This is a genomic window from Streptococcus oralis (assembly GCF_026782375.1).
Taxonomy (GTDB): domain Bacteria; phylum Bacillota; class Bacilli; order Lactobacillales; family Streptococcaceae; genus Streptococcus; species Streptococcus oralis_CL.
On sequence record NZ_JAKUWJ010000001.1, the window covers coordinates 1,070,770 to 1,092,998 of the forward strand.

21 protein-coding genes and 1 riboswitch are annotated in these 22,229 nt (G+C 43.5%); of the genes, 6 read left to right on the forward strand and 15 right to left on the reverse strand.

Annotated features, from left to right (window positions below; translation table 11 throughout):
• Nucleotides 1-2: 2 nt before the first annotated feature.
• The 8 genes from fabF to MK409_RS05345 all read right to left on the reverse strand — a co-directional run bounded on the left by fabF (nucleotide 3) and on the right by MK409_RS05345 (nucleotide 6,610).
• Nucleotides 3-1,238, reverse strand: a complete 1,236-nt coding sequence (fabF, locus tag MK409_RS05310; RefSeq protein WP_268705563.1) for a beta-ketoacyl-ACP synthase II — start codon at nucleotides 1,236-1,238, stop codon at nucleotides 3-5.
• Between the two features lie 25 nt (nucleotides 1,239-1,263).
• The gene (gene fabG / locus MK409_RS05315) at nucleotides 1,264-1,995 is read right to left on the reverse strand and encodes a 3-oxoacyl-[acyl-carrier-protein] reductase (protein WP_268705564.1); all 732 of its coding nucleotides are present in this window, start codon (nucleotides 1,993-1,995) and stop codon (nucleotides 1,264-1,266) included.
• 43 nt (nucleotides 1,996-2,038) lie between these two features.
• Nucleotides 2,039-2,959: an ACP S-malonyltransferase gene (gene fabD, locus MK409_RS05320; protein WP_268705565.1), complete on the reverse strand. Its 921-nt coding sequence runs from the start codon at nucleotides 2,957-2,959 to the stop codon at nucleotides 2,039-2,041.
• A complete protein-coding gene (fabK, locus tag MK409_RS05325; RefSeq protein ID WP_061408195.1) occupies nucleotides 2,952-3,926 on the reverse strand; it encodes an enoyl-[acyl-carrier-protein] reductase FabK in 975 nt (324 codons plus the stop codon). The genes fabD and fabK overlap by 8 nt, the downstream gene beginning before the upstream one ends.
• 119 nt (nucleotides 3,927-4,045) lie before the next feature.
• On the reverse strand, nucleotides 4,046-4,270 hold the full coding sequence (locus MK409_RS05330; protein WP_000257839.1) for an acyl carrier protein: 225 nt from the start codon (nucleotides 4,268-4,270) through the stop codon (nucleotides 4,046-4,048).
• Nucleotides 4,271-4,326: 56 nt separating this feature from the next.
• Complete coding sequence (locus tag MK409_RS05335) at nucleotides 4,327-5,301, reverse strand: beta-ketoacyl-ACP synthase III (RefSeq protein ID WP_096408216.1); 975 nt, start codon at nucleotides 5,299-5,301, stop codon at nucleotides 4,327-4,329.
• On the reverse strand, nucleotides 5,301-5,735 hold the full coding sequence (locus MK409_RS05340; protein WP_096408218.1) for a MarR family winged helix-turn-helix transcriptional regulator: 435 nt from the start codon (nucleotides 5,733-5,735) through the stop codon (nucleotides 5,301-5,303). Before MK409_RS05340 ends, MK409_RS05335 begins: the two co-directional genes overlap by 1 nt.
• Before the next feature lie 89 nt (nucleotides 5,736-5,824).
• Entirely contained in the window at nucleotides 5,825-6,610 is a 786-nt protein-coding gene (locus MK409_RS05345; RefSeq protein ID WP_268705566.1) for an enoyl-CoA hydratase, read from the reverse strand.
• Between the two features lie 276 nt (nucleotides 6,611-6,886).
• Here MK409_RS05345 and MK409_RS05350 point away from each other — a divergent pair, with 276 nt between their 5' ends.
• The 3 genes from MK409_RS05350 to serS all read left to right on the forward strand — a co-directional run bounded on the left by MK409_RS05350 (nucleotide 6,887) and on the right by serS (nucleotide 10,114).
• The gene (locus MK409_RS05350; protein ID WP_268705567.1) at nucleotides 6,887-8,251 is read left to right on the forward strand and encodes an aspartate kinase; all 1,365 of its coding nucleotides are present in this window, start codon (nucleotides 6,887-6,889) and stop codon (nucleotides 8,249-8,251) included.
• A 2-nt stretch (nucleotides 8,252-8,253) separates the two neighbouring features.
• Entirely contained in the window at nucleotides 8,254-8,625 is a 372-nt protein-coding gene (locus MK409_RS05355; RefSeq protein WP_000079374.1) for a DUF956 family protein, read from the forward strand.
• Between the two features lie 214 nt (nucleotides 8,626-8,839).
• The gene (gene serS / locus MK409_RS05360; protein WP_268705568.1) at nucleotides 8,840-10,114 is read left to right on the forward strand and encodes a serine--tRNA ligase; all 1,275 of its coding nucleotides are present in this window, start codon (nucleotides 8,840-8,842) and stop codon (nucleotides 10,112-10,114) included.
• A gap of 25 nt (nucleotides 10,115-10,139) precedes the next feature.
• Here the strand turns inward: serS and MK409_RS05365 are convergent, their stop codons facing one another.
• The 6 genes from MK409_RS05365 to zapA all read right to left on the reverse strand — a co-directional run bounded on the left by MK409_RS05365 (nucleotide 10,140) and on the right by zapA (nucleotide 16,783).
• Nucleotides 10,140-11,039 (reverse strand): TDT family transporter, encoded by a 900-nt coding sequence (locus MK409_RS05365; RefSeq protein WP_268705569.1) that lies wholly within the window; start codon nucleotides 11,037-11,039, stop codon nucleotides 10,140-10,142.
• A 110-nt stretch (nucleotides 11,040-11,149) separates the two neighbouring features.
• Nucleotides 11,150-11,698, reverse strand: coding sequence for a carboxymuconolactone decarboxylase family protein (locus MK409_RS05370; RefSeq protein ID WP_268705570.1), 549 nt, complete (start codon nucleotides 11,696-11,698; stop codon nucleotides 11,150-11,152).
• Between the two features lie 131 nt (nucleotides 11,699-11,829).
• Nucleotides 11,830-13,152, reverse strand: coding sequence for an alanine/glycine:cation symporter family protein (locus MK409_RS05375; protein WP_268705571.1), 1,323 nt, complete (start codon nucleotides 13,150-13,152; stop codon nucleotides 11,830-11,832).
• 89 nt (nucleotides 13,153-13,241) lie between these two features.
• Nucleotides 13,242-13,330: riboswitch (glycine riboswitch) on the reverse strand.
• 168 nt (nucleotides 13,331-13,498) lie between these two features.
• Nucleotides 13,499-15,835, reverse strand: a complete 2,337-nt coding sequence (locus tag MK409_RS05380; protein WP_268705572.1) for an endonuclease MutS2 — start codon at nucleotides 15,833-15,835, stop codon at nucleotides 13,499-13,501.
• A gap of 100 nt (nucleotides 15,836-15,935) precedes the next feature.
• Entirely contained in the window at nucleotides 15,936-16,484 is a 549-nt protein-coding gene (locus MK409_RS05385; protein ID WP_000623535.1) for a CvpA family protein, read from the reverse strand.
• A complete protein-coding gene (gene zapA, locus MK409_RS05390; protein ID WP_000002028.1) occupies nucleotides 16,481-16,783 on the reverse strand; it encodes a cell division protein ZapA in 303 nt (100 codons plus the stop codon). Before zapA ends, MK409_RS05385 begins: the two co-directional genes overlap by 4 nt.
• A gap of 86 nt (nucleotides 16,784-16,869) precedes the next feature.
• Here zapA and rnhC point away from each other — a divergent pair, with 86 nt between their 5' ends.
• From rnhC to MK409_RS05405, 3 genes are all read left to right on the forward strand, one after another.
• Entirely contained in the window at nucleotides 16,870-17,751 is an 882-nt protein-coding gene (rnhC, locus tag MK409_RS05395; RefSeq protein ID WP_268705573.1) for a ribonuclease HIII, read from the forward strand.
• Between the two features lie 3 nt (nucleotides 17,752-17,754).
• Entirely contained in the window at nucleotides 17,755-18,369 is a 615-nt protein-coding gene (lepB, locus tag MK409_RS05400; protein WP_001083993.1) for a signal peptidase I, read from the forward strand.
• Between the two features lie 127 nt (nucleotides 18,370-18,496).
• A complete protein-coding gene (locus MK409_RS05405) occupies nucleotides 18,497-20,866 on the forward strand; it encodes an ATP-dependent RecD-like DNA helicase (protein WP_268705574.1) in 2,370 nt (789 codons plus the stop codon).
• A 47-nt stretch (nucleotides 20,867-20,913) separates the two neighbouring features.
• On the opposite strand, the gene tig is transcribed toward MK409_RS05405, so the two are convergent.
• Nucleotides 20,914-22,197 (reverse strand): trigger factor, encoded by a 1,284-nt coding sequence (gene tig / locus MK409_RS05410; RefSeq protein WP_268705575.1) that lies wholly within the window; start codon nucleotides 22,195-22,197, stop codon nucleotides 20,914-20,916.
• Nucleotides 22,198-22,229: the final 32 nt, after the last annotated feature.

Genomic DNA, 22,229 nt, shown 5'->3' on the forward strand with positions numbered 1-22,229 from the left:
AATTATTTATTCTCCCAACGTTTGAAAGCAAGAACCGCGTTGTGTCCGCCAAAACCAAATGTATTTGAAATAGCATAAGGAATTTCTTGTTCCAATCCTTGTCCATAAACGACATTGGCTTCGATATAGTCTGACAACTCGCTTGTTCCAGCTGTCATTGGAACAAAGTTATGACGCATAGCTTCGATGGTAGCAATGGCTTCTACTGCTCCTGCAGCTCCAAGCAAGTGTCCTGTAAAGGACTTGGTTGAAGATACAGGTACTTCTTTACCAAAAACAGCTACGATTGCACCACTTTCTCCTTTTTCATTAGCAGGAGTTGACGTTCCATGGGCATTGACATATGCTACTTGCTCTGGAGAAATTTCTGCCTCTTCCAAAGCCAGTTTCATAGCCTTGATTGCACCTTGACCTTCTGGATGAGGTGAAGTCATATGATAAGCATCACAGGTATTACCATAGCCAACTACTTCAGCCAAGATAGTTGCCCCACGTTTTTCAGCGTGTTCAAGGCTTTCAAGAACCAGCATCCCTGAACCTTCTCCCATGACAAAACCATTACGGTCTTTGTCAAACGGAATAGAAGCACGAGCTGGATCTTCTGTTGTTGATAGGGCTGTCAAAGCTTGGAATCCAGCAATGGCAAAAGGGGTGATTGATGATTCTGATCCACCAACTAGCATGACATCTTGGAAACCAAACTTGATTGAACGGAAGGCATCTCCGATAGCATCATTTGATGAAGCGCAGGCTGTATTGATTGATTTACAGATACCGTTTGCTCCGAAACGCATCGCAACATTTCCTGATGCCATATTTGGCAAGGCTTTTGGAAGTGTCATTGGTTTAACACGTTTTGGGCCTTTGTCATGAAGACGGATAATCTGATCTTCGATTTCTTTAATTCCCCCAATACCGGAAGCAACGATGACACCAAAACGATCTTTATCTACCGTTTCTACATCAAGGTTGGCATGTGTCACTGCCTCTTGCGCTGCATACAAGGCATACAAAGAATAATCATCAAAACGGTTGGTATCTTTTTTGACAAAGTATTTATCAAATGGGAAATCTTGAATTTCAGCCGCATTGTGTACGGCAAATTCACTATGATCAAACTTAGTGATTTCACCAATTCCGATTTTTCCAGTTTGCAAACTGTTCCAAAATTCTTCTGGAGTATTTCCGATAGGAGAGGTCAATCCGTAACCTGTTACTACAACTCGATTTAGTTTCATCTGTCTTACCTATATCTTTCTTTTTTTACATGCTAAGTCCGCCATCAACAGCGAGAACTTGTCCAGTCAAATAATCTTGTTGAGCTAAGAAGACCGTGGCATCCGCGATATGGTCCGCCAGGCCAAACTGTTTCATAGGGATTTGCGCTAGTGTTGCTTCCTTGACCTTATCAGATAAAACAGCAGTCATATCTGACTCAATCATTCCTGGTGCAAGAGCATTTACACGCACATTGCGATTGGCAACCTCACGCGCTACTGACTTGGTAAAACCAATCAAACCAGCCTTGGAAGCCGCATAGTTGGCTTGTCCGATATTTCCCATCAGACCAACCACACTGGACATATTGATAATCGCACCTTCACGCGCCTTAATCATCTGTTTCAAGACAGCTTGGGTCATGTTAAAGGCACCTGTCAGATTAATCTTAAGCACTTTTTCAAAGTCTTCTTCGGTCATCTTGAGCATAAGCATATCTTGAGTGATCCCAGCATTGTTGACCAAGACATCGACCGAACCGAGTTCTGCAATCGCTTGTTCCACCATGCGTTTTGCATCTGCAAAGTCTGAAACATCACCTGAGATTGGCACCACCTTGACACCGTAGTTTGAAAACTCAGCCAGCAATTCTTCTGAGATTTCTCCACGACTATTCAAAACCACATTGGCTCCTAGTTGAGCAAATTTGTGAGCAATAGCAAGTCCGATACCCCGACTTGAACCTGTAACAAAGATATTTTTATTTTTTAGTTGCATTCTGTTCTCCTGTTTCCTGTTGTATTTGTGGGAGAAGGGATTACTAGTTTCCTAGCAAAGCATCCAAACTTGCCAAATCTTCAACATTGGCTAGCTGAGCTGTTTTATCAATCTTTTTGACAAAGCCTGACAAGACTTTTCCTGGACCAATTTCAATGAAGTTGGTCACACCAGCATCCTGCATGACTGCGATACTTTCGTAGAAACGAACCGGTTCCTTCACCTGACGCGTCAAAAGCTCTTGGATTCGATCTTTTTCCATGATTGCAGCTTCTGTATTGCCGACTAGAGGGCAAATAAAGTCTGAGAAACTAATCCCCTCAAGAGCCCCAGCTAGCTGTTGGCTAGCTGGCTCTAGAAGGGCTGTGTGGAAAGGACCCGACACATTTAGGGGGATCAATCGTTTAGCTCCTGCTTCTTGCAAGAGTTGGACCACTCGGTCAACTGCAGCTACTTCACCACCAATGACGATTTGGCTTGGAGTATTGTAGTTAGCTGGAGTGACTATACCGACTTCAGAAGCAGTTTTGCAAGCTTCCTCAATCACATCTACTGGAGTATTAAGAACGGCTACCATCTTTCCAGAGCCTGCAGGTGCCGCCTCTTCCATATAAGCACCACGCTTGGCAACCAAGGCAACTGCCTCTTCAAAGTCCAAGGCTCCGCTAGCTACTAAAGCAGAATATTCCCCGAGGGACAGTCCTGCTACCATATCCGGCTGATAACCCTTTTCTTTCAATAGTCGGTAAATAGCAACCGAAGTCGCTAAAATAGCTGGCTGCGTATAGCGAGTCTGGTTTAACTTGGTTTCTTCCTTATCAATCAAATCACGAAGGTCATAACCCAAAACCTGACTGGCTTGGTCAATGGTTTCCTTGACGATAGGATAGTGGTCATAGAGGTCTCGTCCCATCCCTAGATACTGAGCACCTTGACCGGCAAATAGAAAGGCTGTTTTAGTCATTTCTTACAACTCCTGCCCAACGAGAGGCTTCTTCTTGAATTTTCTTGGCTGCGCCATAGTATAGATCTTTTAGGATTTCTTCGACGGTTTCTTCTTTAGAGACCAAACCCGCAATCTGACCCGCCATGACAGAACCGCCTTCTACATCTCCATGAACAACGGCTTTGGCAAGAGCACCAGCTCCCATTTGCTCAAAGATTTCTAAATCTGGGTTTTCTTGTTTGAAGGCGTCTTTTTCAGCTTGCTCAAAGTCACGTGTCAACTGGTTTTTAATGGCACGAACGGCATGACCAAAATGCTGAGCTGAAATGGTTGTATCAATATCGCGCGCTTTGAGGATTTTTTCCTTGTAGTTTGGATGAGCGTTTGATTCCTTAGCTACTACAAATCTTGTACCAACCTGAATAGCATCCGCGCCTAACATAAAGGCTGCTGCCGCACCTTCACCATCAGCAATTCCTCCAGCAACAATAACTGGAATCGAAACAGCTGCAGCAACTTGACGAGCTAAGGTCATGGTTGTCAACTTTCCGATATGTCCACCAGCTTCCATTCCTTCTGCAATGACCGCATCCGCACCGATTTTTTCCATCCGTTTTGCCAAAGCAACACTTGGAACAACAGGGATGACTGTAATACCTGCTTCGTGGAAACGAGACATATATTTACTTGGGTTTCCAGCTCCTGTTGTCACTACCTTGACTCCTTCTTCGATCACAAGATCAACAATGTCATCTACAAATGGAGACAGGAGCATGATGTTGACACCAAAAGGTTTATCAGTCAGCGCTTTAATCTTATCAATATTTGCCTTCACGACCTCTTTCGGTGCATTTCCACCACCGATAATTCCTAAACCGCCAGCTTTAGAAACAGCTCCGGCCAAGTCGCCATCAGCGACCCAGGCCATCCCTCCTTGGAAAATTGGATATTTAATGTTTAATAATTCTGTAATACGTGTTTTCATAGTGCCTCCATCAGTCCTTGCTTACGTAATAGTTCGATTAGTATATTATTTGAGTCTCAAACTATTACCTAAACAAGAGGGAGTGGGTTTCCCCTACTCCTTCTATATCTTATTCGCTCTTATTTTGTTTTCTCTTCAACGTAGGCAACCAAGTCACCAACAGTCTTCAAGTTATCTTCTGCTTCGATTTGGATATCAAAAGCATCTTCAATTTCAGAGATTACTTGGAACAAGTCCAATGAATCTGCATCCAAATCATCAAAAGTAGATTCAAGTGTTACTTCTGATGCATCTTTCCCAAGTTCTTCAACGATAATTTCTTGTACTTTTTCAAATACTGCCATGATAGGACTCCTTTAAAATATAAAAATTTATAACAATGTGTTCACCACATGATTACCTAGATTGTAAGAATGAGCGTGCCCCAGGTCAAGCCTCCACCGAAGCCTGATAAAAGAATCGTTTGGCTGCCGTCTACACGGATCAACCCCTGATCCACACACTCTGATAGTAAAATCGGGATGCTAGCCGCACTGGTATTCCCATACTCCATCATATTGGCTGGAAGTTTGTCTCGGTCAACACCGATTTTTTTAGCCATCTTATCCAATATGCGGATATTGGCCTGATGAAGCAAGAGATAGTCCAAATCAGATGCCCCTACTGGACCTTCGTCAATGGTCTGCTTGATTGACCTAGCAACATCTCGAATCGCAAAATCAAAAACTGCTCGCCCGTCCATCTTCAAAAATGCAGGAACTGCTTCTTGATTAGAGAAGGGGGAAGTCAAGGTCGTTTGCCCATAAGTTAAGCACTCGCTTCGAGTACCATCACTGTGTATACTCTCTGCAAGGAAGTGGCGGTTGTCACTTATTTCCAAGAGAACTCCACCAGCACCGTCTCCAAAGAGTACAGCAGTCGATCGATCTGACCAGTCAACCGCCTTGGACAAGGTTTCAGCACCGATAACAATCCCTTTTTTGAACTGTCCAGATGTCAGAAACTTCTCAGCAGTTGAAAGTGCAAAAATAAAGCCACTGCAGGCAGCTGTGAGATCAAAAGCAAAGGCTCTGTTAGCACCAATATTGGCCTGAACTCGCGCTGCTGTAGAGGGCATCATTGAGTCAGGTGTGATCGTTGCTACAATGATAAAATCAATCTGCTCAGCTTTTATGCTCGCCTTAGCCAGTAAGCTTTTGGCAACTTCTGTCGCCAAATCACTCGTTGACTCCGTTTTTGAAATATGTCTTTGTTTAATTCCTGTACGACTTGAAATCCACTCATCGCTTGTATCCATGATTTGAGCCAAGTCTTGATTGGTGACCACTTGCTCTGGTACATAATGAGCAACCTGGCTTATTTTAGCAAAAGCCATTATTTCAAATCCTCCAAAAATTGGTAAAGGTTAGTCAATCCTTTGCCCATAACATCCATCTCCTCAGGACTCATCCCGTCGATAATTTTTTCGACCATGGCCTTGTGGAAACGTTTATGAAGGCGGTGGAGCAAACGACCTTTCTTTGTCAAATGTAGATAAACCACACGACGATCCTGTTCGGAACGAATTCGCTCAATATAACCTTTTCTTTCTAGGTTATTCAAGCTCGTTGTAACCGTTCCAAGAGTTACCATCAGTTCCTTTGAAACCTTGCTTGGTGTTGCCTCCGGGAACTTCCCAATCACATCGATCGTGTGCATTTCTTTGATGGAGATGTCTTTGAATCGACTACCTCGTAAGCTAACCTCCTCGATCACAAGGACATTATTAAAAATGGATGTTAAATAATCATTTACTTGTTGGTAATCCAAATCCTTTCCCTCCCTCTAAAAAACTTTCATAATCAAAACATTTGATAGAGAAAGTATATCAAACTTCAAAAGATAGTGCAAGTATTTTTTTACTTTCCTGAAAATTTTGGTCGTCTTCTTTCTGAATGAGCGCGAACTCCTTCTTTGAAATCTTCGGTTTGAGCCAAGGATTCCTGCAACTTCAACTCTAATTCAGCATAATTTTGCCAATCCTTAAATTGGCTTTCCCAAACCAACTTTTTAATCGCTGCATAGGAATTAGCTGAACCGCGTCTGAGTTTTTTTAGAACCTGATCTCGTATTTTTTCCAGCTTATCTGCCTCACAGACTCGATAAACCACGCCCCACTCCAGAGCTTTCTCTGCTGTCAGGGCTTCTCCTGTCATGGCAAGCTGGGCTGCTCGTGTTACTCCTATACTACGACTTAGGAGATGAATACCTCCTGCATCAGGAGCCAAGCCAACCCCGACAAAGGCTTGAATGAACTTAGCCTTGTCTGTTGCTATACAAAAATCAACCGCTACTGCCATATTGGCCGCAGCTCCTGCAACGGCTCCATCTACTTCCATCAAAACTGGTTTGGGTATTTGCTTGATTTTATAGGAAATTGTATTAACTAACTCAGCGATTTTTGTCAGTGAAGGAATATCATCCTCATCCACCGCCCGCTTCATCTCGACCAGGTCTCCCCCCACTGAGAAAACTTTTCCGTTCGCGTTAATCAAGATATACTGTACTGCTTGGTCCTGCTCTGCCAAGTTCAAAGCTTCTAAGATTTCCTCACACATTGGGATGTGAAAACCATTTGCCACTTCAGGACGATTCAGAGTAATAATAGCTAGATCATCTACGATCTGGTATAGGATATGATTCATAGCTTCTCCTTTTGTATGATGATAAAATTATTTCATTATCAAAGTATACCTTTTTTTGGATAAAGGAACAAGAAAAAATCAATTAAAAGTGTCTCAGCCGATTATTTCACCTTCGTTTATGTATTTGAAGGAAATTTGACTATTTTATTTTTATCTTTTATCGATTCCCAGAATAAATTAACATTTGCTTCTATTAAAATAGGAAGATATTTTCTTCATTGAAAAAAGCCCCTCTTTCTGCTATAATCGTATAAAATACTTACTTGAGGAGTCCCTATGAAGGTTGTTAAATTTGGCGGAAGCTCTCTTGCCTCTGCTAGTCAGTTAGAAAAAGTTTTAAACATCGTTAAGAGCGATAAAGAGCGCCGTTTTGTGGTTGTTTCTGCACCGGGTAAACGCAATGCTGAGGATACCAAGGTTACAGATGCCTTGATCAAATACTATCGTGACTATGTGGCTGGAAATGACATCAGCACTAGCCAAAATTGGATTATCGACCGCTATGCGGCTATGGTGAGCGAACTAGGCTTAAAACCAACTGTTTTAGAGAAAATTTCTAAAAGTATCCGCGCCTTAGCGACTCTTCCTATTGAAGAAAATGACTTTCTCTATGACGCCTTCCTAGCAGCTGGAGAAAACAACAACGCCAAATTGATCGCAGCCTACTTTAACCAAAACGGCATTGATGCGCGCTATGTCCATCCTAGAGAAGCGGGAATTATCGTGACAAGCGAACCTGGAAATGCTCGCATCATTCCATCTAGTTATGACAAGATTGAAGGCTTGGCTGACAGCAACCAAGTCCTTGTTATTCCTGGTTTCTTTGGGGTTACTAAGGAAGATCAAATCTGTACCTTCTCACGTGGTGGATCCGACATAACAGGTTCCATCATTGCTGCAGGTGTCAAAGCTGATCTCTACGAAAACTTTACGGATGTTGACGGTATCTTTGCTGCCCATCCAGGTATCATTCACCAACCGCACTCTATCCCTGAATTGACCTACCGTGAGATGCGTGAATTGGCCTATGCAGGTTTCTCAGTCCTTCACGATGAAGCTCTGCTCCCTGCCTACCGTGGAAAAATTCCTCTGGTTATCAAAAATACCAATAATCCTGACCACCCAGGAACACGCATTGTTTTAGAACACAGTAGTGATAAATTCCCAGTAGTAGGGATTGCGGGTGACTCAGGATTCGTCAGCATCAACATGTCAAAATATCTCATGAACCGTGAAGTAGGATTTGGTCGCAAGGCTCTACAAATCCTAGAAGATCTTAACATCGGATGGGAACACATGCCAACTGGTATCGATGATCTTTCAATCATTCTCCGCGGTCGTGAACTCACTCCTATCAAGGAAGAAGAAATTCTTCGTCAATTGGTCCAAAAAGCTGAAGTGGATCATGTAGAGATCGAACATGACCTTTCCATCATTATGATTGTCGGAGAAAAGATGAAGAGTCACATCGGTGTAACAGCTACCGCAACACGTGCTTTGTCTGAGAATAAAATCAACATCCAGATGATGTCACAAGGTTCAAGTGAAGTTTCCATCATGTTTGTTGTCAATAAAGACCAAGAAAAGGCAGCTATCAAGGCTCTCTACCATGCCTTTTTCGATGAAAGTAAGGAAGACTAATCATGGCCCAATCTCTCAATAAAGTCATTGACCTGCAAACCACTGGAACATCTTACCTCTCTATCTCTGGAAAGGTTGGAAAATTTCTAGTCGGGGACCAAGCCTTGGAGTTTTATCCTGATGTCAATGTCGAACAATATATCCAAATCCCCTGGTCTAGCGTCAATCAAATCGGAGCCAACGTAAGTGGACGCAAAATCAGCCGTCACTTTGAAGTCTTTACTGACCAAGGAAAATTCCTCTTTGCTTCAAAAGACTCTGGAGCTATCCTCAAAATCGCTCGGGAAAAATTAGGAAATGACAAGGTTGTGAAACTTCCGACTCTACTCCAGACCATTGGACAAAAACTTAAAAATCTATTTGCAAAAAAGTAAAAACTTTAGTATAATCATAGCAACGGATAAGTAGGTTATCTCCTTCTTTCAGAAAGTCTGCGGATGCTGCGAGCAGATAGAAGGGATAGGTGAAATTCTACCGTTATCAACAATTACATACTCAATCAAGTGCACACCTGTGAAGTTGGATGGAACCGTGGCCCTGCCACTCCAACGCTTTGTCAGGTGTGCTTCTTCATATAAAGGAGGACTTATGTTAGATATCAAACGAATTCGTACAGATTTTGATGCTGTCGCTGAAAAATTGGCTACACGTGGTGTAGATGCTGCTGTCTTAAACGAGATGAAAGAAATCGATGCTAAACGTCGTGACATCTTGGTTAAGGTTGAAACTCTCAAAGCAGAACGTAACACAGTTTCTGCTGAGATTGCCCAAGCCAAGCGCAACAAGGAAAACGCCGATGACAAGATTGCTGCGATGCAAACCCTATCTGCTGAAGTCAAAGCCTTGGATGCTGAATTGGCGGACATTGATTCTAAATTGACAGAATTTACCACTACTCTTCCAAACATCCCTGCCGACAGCGTTCCTGTTGGGGCTGACGAAGATGATAATGTGGAAGTTCGCCGTTGGGGGACTCCGCGAGAGTTTGACTTTGAACCAAAAGCTCACTGGGATCTTGGTGAAGACTTGGGTATTCTTGACTGGGAACGTGGCGGTAAAGTAACAGGCGCTCGCTTCCTCTTCTATAAAGGACTTGGAGCTCGTTTGGAACGCGCTATCTACAACTTCATGTTGGATGAGCATGGTAAAGAGGGCTATACGGAAGTCATCACGCCTTACATAGTTAACCATGACTCAATGTTTGGTACTGGTCAATATCCAAAATTTAAGGAAGACACTTTTGAATTGAAAGACACTAATTATGTCCTCATTCCTACAGCTGAAGTGCCCCTCACAAACTACTACCGTGATGAAATCCTTGACGGTAAAGACCTACCAATCTACTTTACTGCTATGAGTCCATCATTCCGTTCTGAAGCGGGTTCTGCTGGTCGTGATACACGTGGCTTGATCCGTCTGCACCAATTCCACAAGGTTGAAATGGTCAAATTTGCCAAACCAGAAGAATCTTATGAAGAATTAGAAAAAATGACAGCTAACGCTGAAAATATTCTTCAAAAACTCAACCTTCCATACCGTGTCGTTGCCCTCTCTACTGGGGACATGGGCTTCTCAGCAGCTAAGACTTACGACTTGGAAGTTTGGATTCCAGCCCAAAATACCTATCGTGAAATCTCAAGCTGTTCAAATACAGAAGATTTCCAAGCGCGTCGTGCGCAAATCCGTTACCGTGACGAAGCCGATGGTAAAGTTAAACTCCTTCACACCTTGAACGGTTCTGGACTTGCAGTTGGACGTACAGTGGCTGCTATTCTTGAAAACTACCAAAATGCAGATGGTTCTGTGACTATTCCAGAAGCTCTTCGTCCATACATGGGTGGAGCTGAAGTTATCAAACCATAAAAAACAAGGCCTAGCTAGAAAATAGCTAGACCTTTTTTCGTAACCAAATCAGATAAGCGCCCAATACGAAGAATAAAATAGTAAGGCAAATAACAGTTTCAGCCAAGACCAGATAATCCAGAAATGGAAGTTTCAAAATTCCCTGAGCCATCTTGAGCGAAGTAGCTGTGATAATGGTTGGGAAGGTGAGGGCTGAGAAGGCTGGTTGAAAGCCTTGTTTTAAAATATTGGGCAAGCGAGTCAAAACGAAGATGAAAAATGACTGAGAGACAAGCATCAACAGTAGCAAGGCCCAGGTCGGAAGAGCAAGTCCACCGATACGTACTAAAGCAGCTAAGAGCAAAGAAAAAGGCGCACAGTAGATTCCTTCCTGCCCTAGTAGGGCTGGAGGCAATGGGTTTTTCTTTAAATCACTGTAAATCAACGGATAGAGAAAACAAGTAGCTAGAAAGCCGAAAGTCATCGTTAGGTAGGCAATCTGAATCAGACCAACGACTGGATAGGTCAAGGCTGCCACTGCTATTCCCACATAAAGTACTGTCCAGCTTGGTGTTGCAGCAGCTCTTTCCTCCACTCCAAGAAAACGATGAGAAAAATAAGCAATCAAAGCAAGATCCAAGATAAAGGAAAACCACCAGATTCCTTGTGCTAGCAAAGGAAGAGCAGGGAATACGCGAAAGACATAGGTCGACAAAATCATCCCAGCCATGGGAAAGGTAGCCATCCCAGACAAAAGAGGGGGCTTGGTCAATTCTTGCTTGGTTTCTCCCCAATTAAAAAGATGAAGAATCAGAAAGAAAAGCCACAAAACTAATCCAGTCAGACTCAATAAATGCGACAGAACTGGCCAAGTATCTGCAATCAGATTTCCTGCACCTGCTAAACCTAATAAACAGCCAGAAAATACCAAGGGGAGCTTTTTCATCCGAGCCTCCAATAATCATGTTATTATTAGTATAGCATAAAAGCGCTTAAAATAGCATAGAAAAATGAAGACTGGATTGCTCAGTCTTCATTTTTTCTTTCTGATTCGAACTAGGCATAAGGTTGCAATTCTGGATTAATAGGCGTATTGGCTAGGTTGTTGGCATAGTTGCAAAGGCTGGCAAGACTAACACCTAGAACCACGTCCAAGGCATTTTGTTGCGTATAGCCAGCTTCCAAAAATTCAGCCAAGGCTTCATCTCCTACACGACCCTTGGTATTGATGACCGCCAAGGTAAACTTAGCTAGAGTATCTAGCTTAGAATCTGACTCGATTGGAGTTCGGTTGCGGAGGGCTTGGAGAAGATCATCATTCATTTGGATCTGTTTGATCGAAAAGGCAGTGTGACCTGCGACACAGAAGGCACATCCATTGGTTACCGCAGCTGTGATTTGCACCACTTCTCTCTCAACTGGGGTTAGGCTATTACGGCGGTTGATGGCTCCGACAGTTCGGTAGGCTTCTAGAGCAGTAGGAGCATTGGCCAAGAGACCAATCAGATTGGGAATATAGCCATTGTTGTCTTTTTGTACTGTTTCCAGAACTTCTTTTACTTCTGCTGGAGCAGATTCTACTGTGTGGATGGTAAATCTTGTCATAAGAAACCTCTTTTCATTTTATTGTCATTTAGTCTATCATAGAATTTTCCACTTGGATAATATATATTTTCAATTGCCATGATAGGAAATGTCTATGAAATGAAAAAAATCACACTAAAAGTGTGATTGGGTTAGTGTTTAAAATACTGTTTAGTCTCAGCAATGACGACTGGCGACAAGACTAAGAGGGCAATCAAGTTAGGTAGAGCCATCAAGGCATTGACAATATCAGCAATAATCCAGACCATGTCCAACTCGATAAAACCTCCCAACAAGACCATGAGCACAAAGACCACTCGATAGAGCCAGATAAAGCGAACACCAAACAGAAACTCGAAACAGCGCTCTCCGTAGTAATTCCAGCCGAGAATTGTCGTAAAGGCAAAGAGAACCAAAAATATGGTCAAAAGAGCAGGGCCAAAATGCGAAAAAATTGTTGAGAAGGCTGACTGGGTAAGCGCTACTCCATTCAAATCACCGCTCCAAACCCCAGTTACCAAGATTGTCAGACCTGTCAGAGTACAGATAATCAACGTATCAATAAAGGTCCCTGTCATAGAAATCAAGCCTTGCTCAACAGGCTCATTTGTCTTAGCCGCAGCAGCTGCGATCGGAGCTGAACCAAGACCAGATTCGTTAGAGAAGACTCCTCTCGCCACACCATTTTGGATTGCAGTACGGATAGTCGCACCTGCAAATCCTCCTACTGCAGCTACAGGGCTAAAAGCAGAGGTAAAGATGAGGGCAAGTGTGGCTGGGATTTTCTCGATATTAAAGAAAATCACAATCAAGGTTCCTAGAATATAGACAATAGCCATAAATGGAACAACTGCTGTCGAAACTTTTGATATGGATTTGAGTCCACCAAAGACTGCAATCGCGACAAAAACAGATAAAACGAGAGCTGTGATAGCTGGATCAATTTGAGCTGTATTTTGGATAGATTCTGTAATTGAATTGACTTGGGTAAAGGTACCAATTCCTAGAAGGGCTACCAATACACCCGCTAGGGCAAAGAAGATAGCAAGTGGACGCCACTTTTCTCCCATTCCCAAAAGGATGTAGTGCATGGGGCCTCCAGCTACAGCTCCATTTGCATCCTTGGTGCGGTACTTGATAGCCAGCAAGCCTTCAGCATACTTGGTTGCCATCCCAAAGAAGGCTGCCATCCACATCCAAAAGAGAGCACCTGGCCCCCCAACCTTAATAGCTGTCGCAACTCCAATGATATTTCCCGTACCAACGGTGGCAGCTAGAGCTGTACAAAGAGCTGCAAAGCTCGACACATCGCCATGTCCCTTGTCCTTGGTAAAAATCAACTGAAAGGCCTTAGGGAGACGAGTTACCTGCAAAAGGCCTAGTCGGATGGTCAAATAGATACCCGTTCCGACCAATAAGATTAAGAGGGGAGGTCCCCAAACGAAAGCATCAAGCGCTTTTAGCAATTCTAACATGTCCTACTCCTATCTTTCAACCCCAAAAGAAAGAGCACATGCAAGATACATGTACTCTGGAATGCTTAGATAAATGCCAAAAAGCGGTCTATCCTAGCTCTGTCCTTTTACCTGAGAGTTTGAGCAGTTTTCTGCCTTGCCCCTTCGGTGCCTTTACGGTCTCTCCAGAGTTCCGTCCATTTACAGTCATGGAAAACAAACCTTTCTCCACTTCTATTAAACTTCATTCGGTGTTGGTATTTAATTTTTTATTATTTTACAAGAAAAGTTAGCTTTTGTCAATATATTATTTGAAAAAAGATGGATTTTCACTTCTTTTTTCAGAAAGAATGAATCCTTCTTCTCTCTATCCTTTAAAGGTCACAATGGTGGCGCCACTGCCGCCAGCATTCTGTGGAGCATAGCCAAAACTCTTGACATGCTTGTTTCTTTGCAGGTATTTGGTGACGCCCTCACGGATGACACCCGTTCCGATACCATGGATGATGTCGACTTGCGCCATGTTATTAAGCAGGGCTTGGTCGATAAAGACGTCCAGCTCATTCATGGCCTCTTCGTACCGTTTGCCACGAAGATCCAGTCTGGCTTGTGGGCCACGACCAGATGCACGTTTCACGACATTGACTTGTTTTTTCTTGACTGGGGCTTCTTGCTGAGCCTGAACAAGGTCAAATTCTTTCTCTTCCAAGGTCATCTTGATTAAACCGACTTGGGCTTCCCAACGGCCGTCCTTAAGCTGATTGGTCAAGGTTCCACGTTGACCATAACTGAGGACCACAATGTCATCTCCCACCTTTGGAGCTCGTTTTTTCTTGGCCTTTTGAAGGACCTTGTTTTTAGACAAGTCAACTTTTTCAGGAGCCAGTTTTTTCAGCTCAGCCTTGGCTTCAATGATTTCGTGGGGTTTGAGTTGAGACTTGCTATGAAGATTCTTGAGAATCTGGTCACTCTCACTTAGAGCAAGTTCCACAATTTCAGCAGCTTGTTCACGCGCCTTGTTGAGCTCAGTTTCCTTTTCCCGATTAAGCTCATTGTAAAGTTTTTTGAGTGCTCGGTTCATCTTGAGGTTTTCTTGCTCCACCTCACGGATATTGTCCAAGCGTTTGCGACTTTCAAGCGTTTGCTCTTCCAATTGTTCAATGATGCGGTTGACATCATTATCTTGGTTGACCTGCTGGCTGGCATCCCCGACAATGACATCTGACAAGCCAAGGCGTTTAGCAATTTCAAAGGCATTGCTTCGGCCAGGAACTCCCTGCATAAAGCGATAGGTCGGACGCAGAGTGGCTGTATCAAACTCCATGCTGGCATTTTGCACAAAGGCTGTCTCAATACCATAAGCCTTGAGTTCTGGATAGTGGGTCGTCGCCATAGTCTTGACCTGACGCAGACGAAGATCCTCCAGAATAGCCATAGCAAGGGCTGCACCTTCCTGCGGATCGGTCCCCGCCCCAAGCTCATCTAGCAATAAGAGCGAGTGCTGATTGACCTTGCCAAGAATATCTACGATATTGGTCATGTGGCTGGAGAAGGTAGACAAACTCTGCTCAATAGACTGTTCATCGCCAATGTCGGCGAAGATTTCCTCGAAAATACCGACACGGCTCCCCTTATCAGCTAAAATGGGCAAGCCAGATTGGGCCATGAGTTGAGTCAAGCCCAGGGTTTTGAGCATGATGGTCTTCCCACCAGTATTGGGACCTGTAATGACAATGGCCGTTAATTCCTTACCAAAGTGTACATCGTTTGCAACAGCATTTTTGACCAAAGGATGGCGAACATGAAGGAGTTGAATCTCTTGGTTCTCTGAAAGCTGAGGAACAACTGCTTGTCTTTCTTGGATGAAACGCACCTTGGCACGAATCAAGTCTAAATGACCGATGATCCAAGCGTCATTAGCAATTTCTGCAGCATGAGGACGGACCCGTTCCGATAATTCCTGCAGGATGCGAATCATCTCATAGCGCTCATCAGCTCGCAGACTCGCGATTTCTTCGCTCAGTTTCACGACCTCACGGGGTTCGATATAGACTGTATTCCCACTGGCAGAGATGTCATGAACAACACCCGCAATCTTGTTGCGGTAGGTATTCTTGACGGGTAAGACTTGACGCCCATTTCTACTAGCAATAATCCCTTCCGTCAACATCTGAGCTTTATGCTTGAGCAGGTCGTGTAAAACATCTCGGACCTGACTCTCGCTATCATGGATTTTCCGACGAATGTGTGCTAGTTCTTCGCTGGCAAAATTCTCGATAAATCCTGCGTCATTTAGGGCTTGAAGATTCCCCTGCAAGTGTGGAAAATCATGCAGTTTTTCAAACCATCTCGCCAACTGTGCCAAGCGTACGTTTTCGAGATTGGCATAAAAACTTTGCAACTCTCTGCTAGCAAGCAAGACCCGTTTGATGAGTAAAAATTCCTCGATATTGAGGTCCGCCCCCATCTCCAGACGCTTGCAAACAGCTGATATCTCACGCGTCGCTAGGATGGTAAAGTGAGGTTGCTCCACAAATAGGGCTTGCATTTCCTCCATCTCTGTAAAGGCTTGTTTGATTTTATCCACCTTGGCAGTTGGAGCTAAGCCTTTTAGCTCCTCTAAGCCTTGTTCAGTCAGGAGATGGGGTTCAAACAAGGCTTTGATTTTATTAAATTCTAAGGTTTCTAGTATTTTTGTATTCATATTCTTTCCTTGTATGCTTGTTTATAAGATTATAGCAACTAGAGGTTTTGACCTAGTCCCCAAATCTGTAAACAAAGGGCTAGGAAAAATCCCGCCCTTTTTATCCGATTAAATTTGTCACCCAGAGTTGTTTGATAAAGTTTGTCGTAAAAGGGACACTTTGGATGATGTTTTTGGCTACTATACTTTTTTCGAGTGAATTTTGAATGACTGCCAGAGGCACTGTTGCGAGAATGGTCAGAGCCATTTGTAAGACAAATAAGGTTACCAATAGAGACAAAACGCCTGCTCCGATACGCAACCATTTGACATCGAGCTTTTTAGTTGGAATCAAGTGCAGGAACAAACCGATAAAACGTCCGATACTGTAACAAATTCCGAAAACTAAAAGGTAGGCTAGACCCGCATAAAAGACCTTGTCTAGGTGAAACAGCTGGTCTGAAGGGAAGAAAAAGGTGCCCTGTCCTTCCTGAGGATTGGCATAAGGGACAAGCAAGTGGAAGTGGTCACCCAGTGATTTATAAAACTGTCCCGCAACAAAGGCTGAAATCACTGCCACGAGGAAATAATAAACTTGCAGGACCAAACCTCTACGGTAGCCGATGTAAAAGCCCCAAGCCAGAACCAATAAGAGTAGGATTGAAATCATAGGGAGTCCTCAATCTTGCTCTGTTCTTGTTTGACAGCAATCAACTTGTGACGGAGTTCTAACAACTCTTGCTCCTTGTCATCAAATTCAATTTCACGATTGAGCTGTGTAGACAGACAGTTGACCGCCAAAAGAAGCGCAATGGTCTCATCATCCGCCCCAGGCATTTGTTCTTTAATTGCTTGGTATTTTTCAGTCGCAACCTTGGCAATTTCCTCCATAAAGAGGTTGTCATGCTCGGTTGTCAAGGTTAATGTCTTTTTCCCGAATGTAAACTTATATCGATTTAGATTTGCCATAAAATTCACCTCACGATATTATACCAAATTTCGCTAACTTTGTCAGTTTTTACCAATTCTCCTGCTTTTGTGGTACAATAGAGACTATGGCAAGTATCACACTCACACCCAGTGAACAGGAAATTCAGAGCTTTTTAAGTCAGTATCAGAAGGCTCTCAGTCCTAGTAAAAATCCCTATATCCGCTATTTTTTGCGACTGCCTCAGGCAACAGTTTCCATCTATACTTCTGGAAAAGTCCTCCTGCAAGGCGAAGCTGCTGAGCACTACGCTAGTTTCTTTGGTTATCAAGTTCAACAAGAAAACAGTGGACAAGATTTTCCTATGATTGGAACTGATGAGGTGGGAAATGGTTCCTACTTTGGCGGGTTGGCTGTCGTGGCTTCCTTCGTGACACCTGACCAGCACGACTTCTTGCGAAAACTCGACGTGGGGGATTCCAAGACTCTGACAGACCAAAAGATTCGTCAGATTGCCCCTATCCTCAAGGAGAAGATTCCACACCAAGCGCTCCTCCTTTCACCGAGCAAGTACAACGAAGTTATCGGAGAGCGTTACAATGCTGTTTCTGTAAAGGTTGCCCTTCACAATCAGGCTATCTTTCTCCTGCTTCAAAACGGAGTCCAGCCAGAGAAAATCGTGATTGATGCCTTTACTAGTCCAAAAAACTATGATAAGTACTTAGCGCAAGAAGCCAACCGTTTCCCAAACAAGGTTAGTTTGGAAGAAAAAGCCGAGGGCAAATACCTGGCTGTTGCGGTTAGCTCCATCATCGCTCGTGATCTCTTCCTTGAAAACTTGGAAAATCTGGGACGAGAACTGGGCTATCAACTGCCAAGTGGCGCTGGAACTGCATCTGATAAGGTTGCTAGTAAAATCCTTCAGGCCTATGGCATGAAAGGACTTCATTTCTGCGCCAAACTTCACTTTAAAAACACTGAAAAAGCCAAAGCACTTCTAGAAAGGTAAATTATGAATTCGTTTAAAACATTTCTAAAAGAATGGGGAGTTTTCTTCCTGATTATCGCACTGGTAGGTCTTAGTCGTATCTTTCTTTGGAGCAATGTCCGTGTAGAAGGACACTCGATGGACCCTACCCTAGCCGACGGAGAGGTTCTCTTCGTTGTCAAACACCTCCCAATTGACCGCTTCGACATCGTGGTTGCGCATGAGGAAGACGGAAATAAAGACATTGTCAAAAGGGTTATCGGCATGCCTGGAGATACCATCCGCTACGAAAATGATAAACTTTTTATCAACGGTGAAGAAACGAATGAACCCTACCTAGCTGAATACCTCAACTTGTTCAAAACAGAAAAGTTGCAAAACACCTATACTGGAAAGGGATTCGAAGGAAACAAAGGAGTTTACTTTAGAGAACTTGCTCAAAAAGCACAAGCCTTTACGGTCGATGTCAATTCCAATACCAGCTTCAGCTTTACTGTCCCTCAAGGTGAGTACCTTCTCCTTGGTGACGATCGTCTAGTCTCTAGCGACAGCCGCCATGTTGGTACCTTCAAGGCCAGCGAAATCAAAGGCGAAGCAAAATTCCGTTTCTGGCCACTTAACCGTATCGGAACATTTTAAGATAAGGAAGAGGCCGAGAATGCTAAGTCTCAGTCTCTTTTTCTATTGTGAGAATAAACCGTTTAGTCATCTAGTTTTTTCAAAATTGCTAAGAACCAACTCTCACGAACTTATGTAAAGGAAACCTATGGAAGTTTATTTTTCAGGCACCATTGAACGCATTATTTTTGAAAATGTCAGTAATTTCTATCGCATCCTCCTCCTAGATATCGAAGATACCAATGCGGAGGACTTTGACGATTTTGAAATCATCGTTACAGGAACCATGGCTGACGTGATTGAGGGCGAAGACTATACTTTTTGGGGGCAAATCGTTCAGCACTCCAAGTATGGGGAACAGCTACAAATCAGTCGTTATGAGAGAGCAAAACCCACTAGTAAGGGCTTGGTCAAATATTTCTCTAGCAGCCATTTTAAGGGAATCGGTCTCAAGACTGCCCAGAAAATTGTTGATACCTATGGTGAAAACACTATCGACGAAATTCTGGAGCATCCTGAAAAGCTAGAAGGCATCTCAGGACTCTCTGCCAAAAACCGTGAGGCTTTTGTTTCCACCCTCCGTCTCAACTATGGGACAGAGATGGTTTTGGCCAAGCTTGCCAACTACGGAATCCCTAATAAATTAGCTATTCAAATTCAGGATACCTACAAAGAGGAAACTATCGATATCGTTGAAAATTATCCCTACCAGTTGGTTGAGGATATCAAGGGTTTGGGCTTTACCATTGCTGACCAACTAGCAGCCGAACTAGGTATCGAAAGCCAAGCTCCCGAGCGCTTCCGCGCTGGCCTTGTCCACAGTCTCTTTCAAGGCTGTATGGATACGGGTGATACCTATATGGAAGCCCGTGATTTGCTGGAGCAGACCCTGACTCTCCTCGAGTCTTCTCGTCCTGTGGAACTGAACCCCAGCCAAGTCGCTCAGGAACTCTCCCATCTCATCGAAGAAGACAAGGTTCAGCAGATTGATACCAAAATCTTTGATAATAGCCTCTTTTTCGCCGAAGAAGGAATTCGCAGTCACTTGGTTCGTATCCTTGAAAAAGGAAAGCAGAAAAGTCAGTATTTGGAAACCATTCAAAAGCATATCGCTAGCGTCGAGAAAGAACTGGGTATCCAATACGATAGTATCCAAAAGCAGGCTATCTGCGACGCCATCCAGAACAAGGTCTTTATCCTAACAGGCGGACCTGGTACTGGTAAGACGACTGTTATCAATGGGATTATCGCTGTTTATGCCCTTTTAGAAGGGCTTGATCTCAAGAAAAAAAGCAATCTGCCTATCCTTCTTGCTGCTCCAACTGGTCGAGCCGCTCGGCGCATGAATGAATTGACAGGTTTGCCTAGCGCGACTATACACCGTCATTTGGGAATGACGGGAGACGATGATACCAGCCATCTAGAAGATTATCTAGATGCCGACTTTATCATTGTAGATGAGTTTTCCATGGTGGATACTTGGTTAGCCAACCAGCTCTTCTCCAACATTTCTTCTAACAGTAAAATTCTCATCGTAGGTGATAGCGACCAGCTACCGTCTGTTAGTCCCGGACAAGTCCTGGCTGACCTGCTCCAGATACCCCTGATTCCTCAGACTCGCTTAGAACGGATTTACCGTCAGAGCGAGGAATCAACCATCGTTACCTTGGCTAGTCAAATTCGACAAGGCATCTTGTCAGCCGACTTTACCCAGAAAAAGGCAGACCGTTCCTACTTTGAAATCGCTAGTGGCCATATCCCAGCTACCATTGAGAAAATCCTCGGTGCTGCCCTCAGAAGTGGCATTCCGGCTCGCGATATTCAGGTGCTAGCGCCTATGTATCGAGGAACTGCTGGTATTGACGCCATCAACCAACTTATGCAAGACCTGCTCAATCCTCAGCAAAAGGGGCAAGTTAGCTTTGAAGCAACTCAGTGTCACTATCGAACAGGGGACAAGGTCATTCACCTAGTCAACGATGCCGAAGTCAATGTCTTTAATGGAGACCTAGGCTACATCACAGATCTGATTCCTGGAAAATACACCGAGTCCAAACAAGATGAGATTGTCATAGATTTTGATGGCAATGAGGTCATCTACCCACGTAACGAATGGTACAAGATTCGACTAGCCTATGCCATGAGTATCCATAAGTCTCAAGGAAGTGAGTTTCCTGTTGTCATCCTGCCCATCACCAGTGCTAGCAAGCGCATGCTGGAGCGGAATCTCATCTACACAGCTATCACACGGGCCAAGAGCAAGCTCATCCTTCTTGGCGAGTTACAGGCCTTTGACTATGCAGTCAAGCATATCGGGACTGCTCGCAAGACCTATCTGATTGAACGCTTCAGTGATCTAATTGAAAATAATATTGAAGAAAGTAAACAAGCCTTCTCTGAAACTGCCACAGCAAGTGACTCTGAACAATCCTACATCCTCACCGAAGAAAACTGGTCTAGTATCCCAGCCATGATTGGAATTACAGATGCAGACTTAAAAGAGATTTTTGGAAAATAGTGCAACAGAAAACCCACCTAGTCAGGTGGGCTTTTTATCTTTTAAGATTATTTTACTGTTGCTGTGCTTGTAATCAATTCAACAGCTTTTTTAATAGTGATATCGTGTTTCAACATGTCAGCTGAAAGCAAGTTTTGAACTTGTGCCACTTCCATGTTGTAGTCTGCTGCCAATTGCTCGATTTCTTTTTGGATTTCTTCTTCTGAAGCGTCAAATCCTTCAGCTTTGGCAACTGCTTCGATAACAAGGTTGGTCTTCGTACGTGACTCAGCTTCTGCTTCGTATTGTTTGTGAAGATCTTCTTGAGTAGTTCCAGTGATTTGGAAGTACATGTCAGGATTGATCCCTTGGCGTTGCAAGTTTCCAAGGAATTCATTTACTGAACGGTGAACTTCTTCGTGGATCATTTCTTCTGGAAGTTCTACGATTTCAGCATTTTCTACAGCTTTATCGATTGCTGCACCTTCTACTGCATCTTTGTATGCTTCTTCTTTCGTAGCAGTCAATTCTTTGCGGTATTTTTCTTTCAATTCAGCAAGTGTTTCCACTTCTTCGTCGATGTCTTTTGCAAGTTCATCGTCAAGAGCTGGAACTTCTTTAGCTTTTACTTCGTGAATAGTTGTCACGAATTTAGCTTCTTTACCTGCAAGGTCTTCTGCTTGGTAGTCTTCTGGGAATGTTACGACAACGTCAACAGTTTCGCCAGCTGAGTGTCCAACCAATTGGTCTTCAAAACCAGGGATAAATTGACCTGATCCAAGTCCAAGTGAGAAGTTTTCACCTTTTCCACCGTCAAATTCAACACCGTCGATCGAACCAACAAAGTCAATAACAACAGTGTCGCCATTTTCAGCAACGCCTTCTTTGATAACCAATTCAGCCAAGTTGTTGCGTTCGCGTTCGATACGTTCTTCAACGTCAGCGTCAGTTACTTCTTTTTCTACACCTACTGATACTTCAAGGTTTTTGTAGTCGCCCAATTTTACTTCAGGTTTTGTCACGACTTCAGCAGTGATAACCCAGTCTTGACCTTTTTCCATTGAAGTTACGTCAATTTTTGGTTGTGCAACGACTTCAAGACCAGCTTCTTTTACTGCAGCTTCATAAGCGTTTGGTAAAAGAGCGTTCATAACGTCTTGGTAAAGTGACTCTTCACCAAATTTTTGGTCGAAGATAGGACGTGGAAGGTGACCTTTACGGAAACCTGGAACGTTAAGAGATTTCTTTACTGAGTTGAAGACACGGTCCAATTCTGGTTTGATTTGGTCTTGAGAGATAGTGAAAGTCAAGACACCACGGTTTGTTTCTTTGTTTTCAAATGATACAGACATTCTGTCATTTCTCCTTAAAATTTTTTAAATAC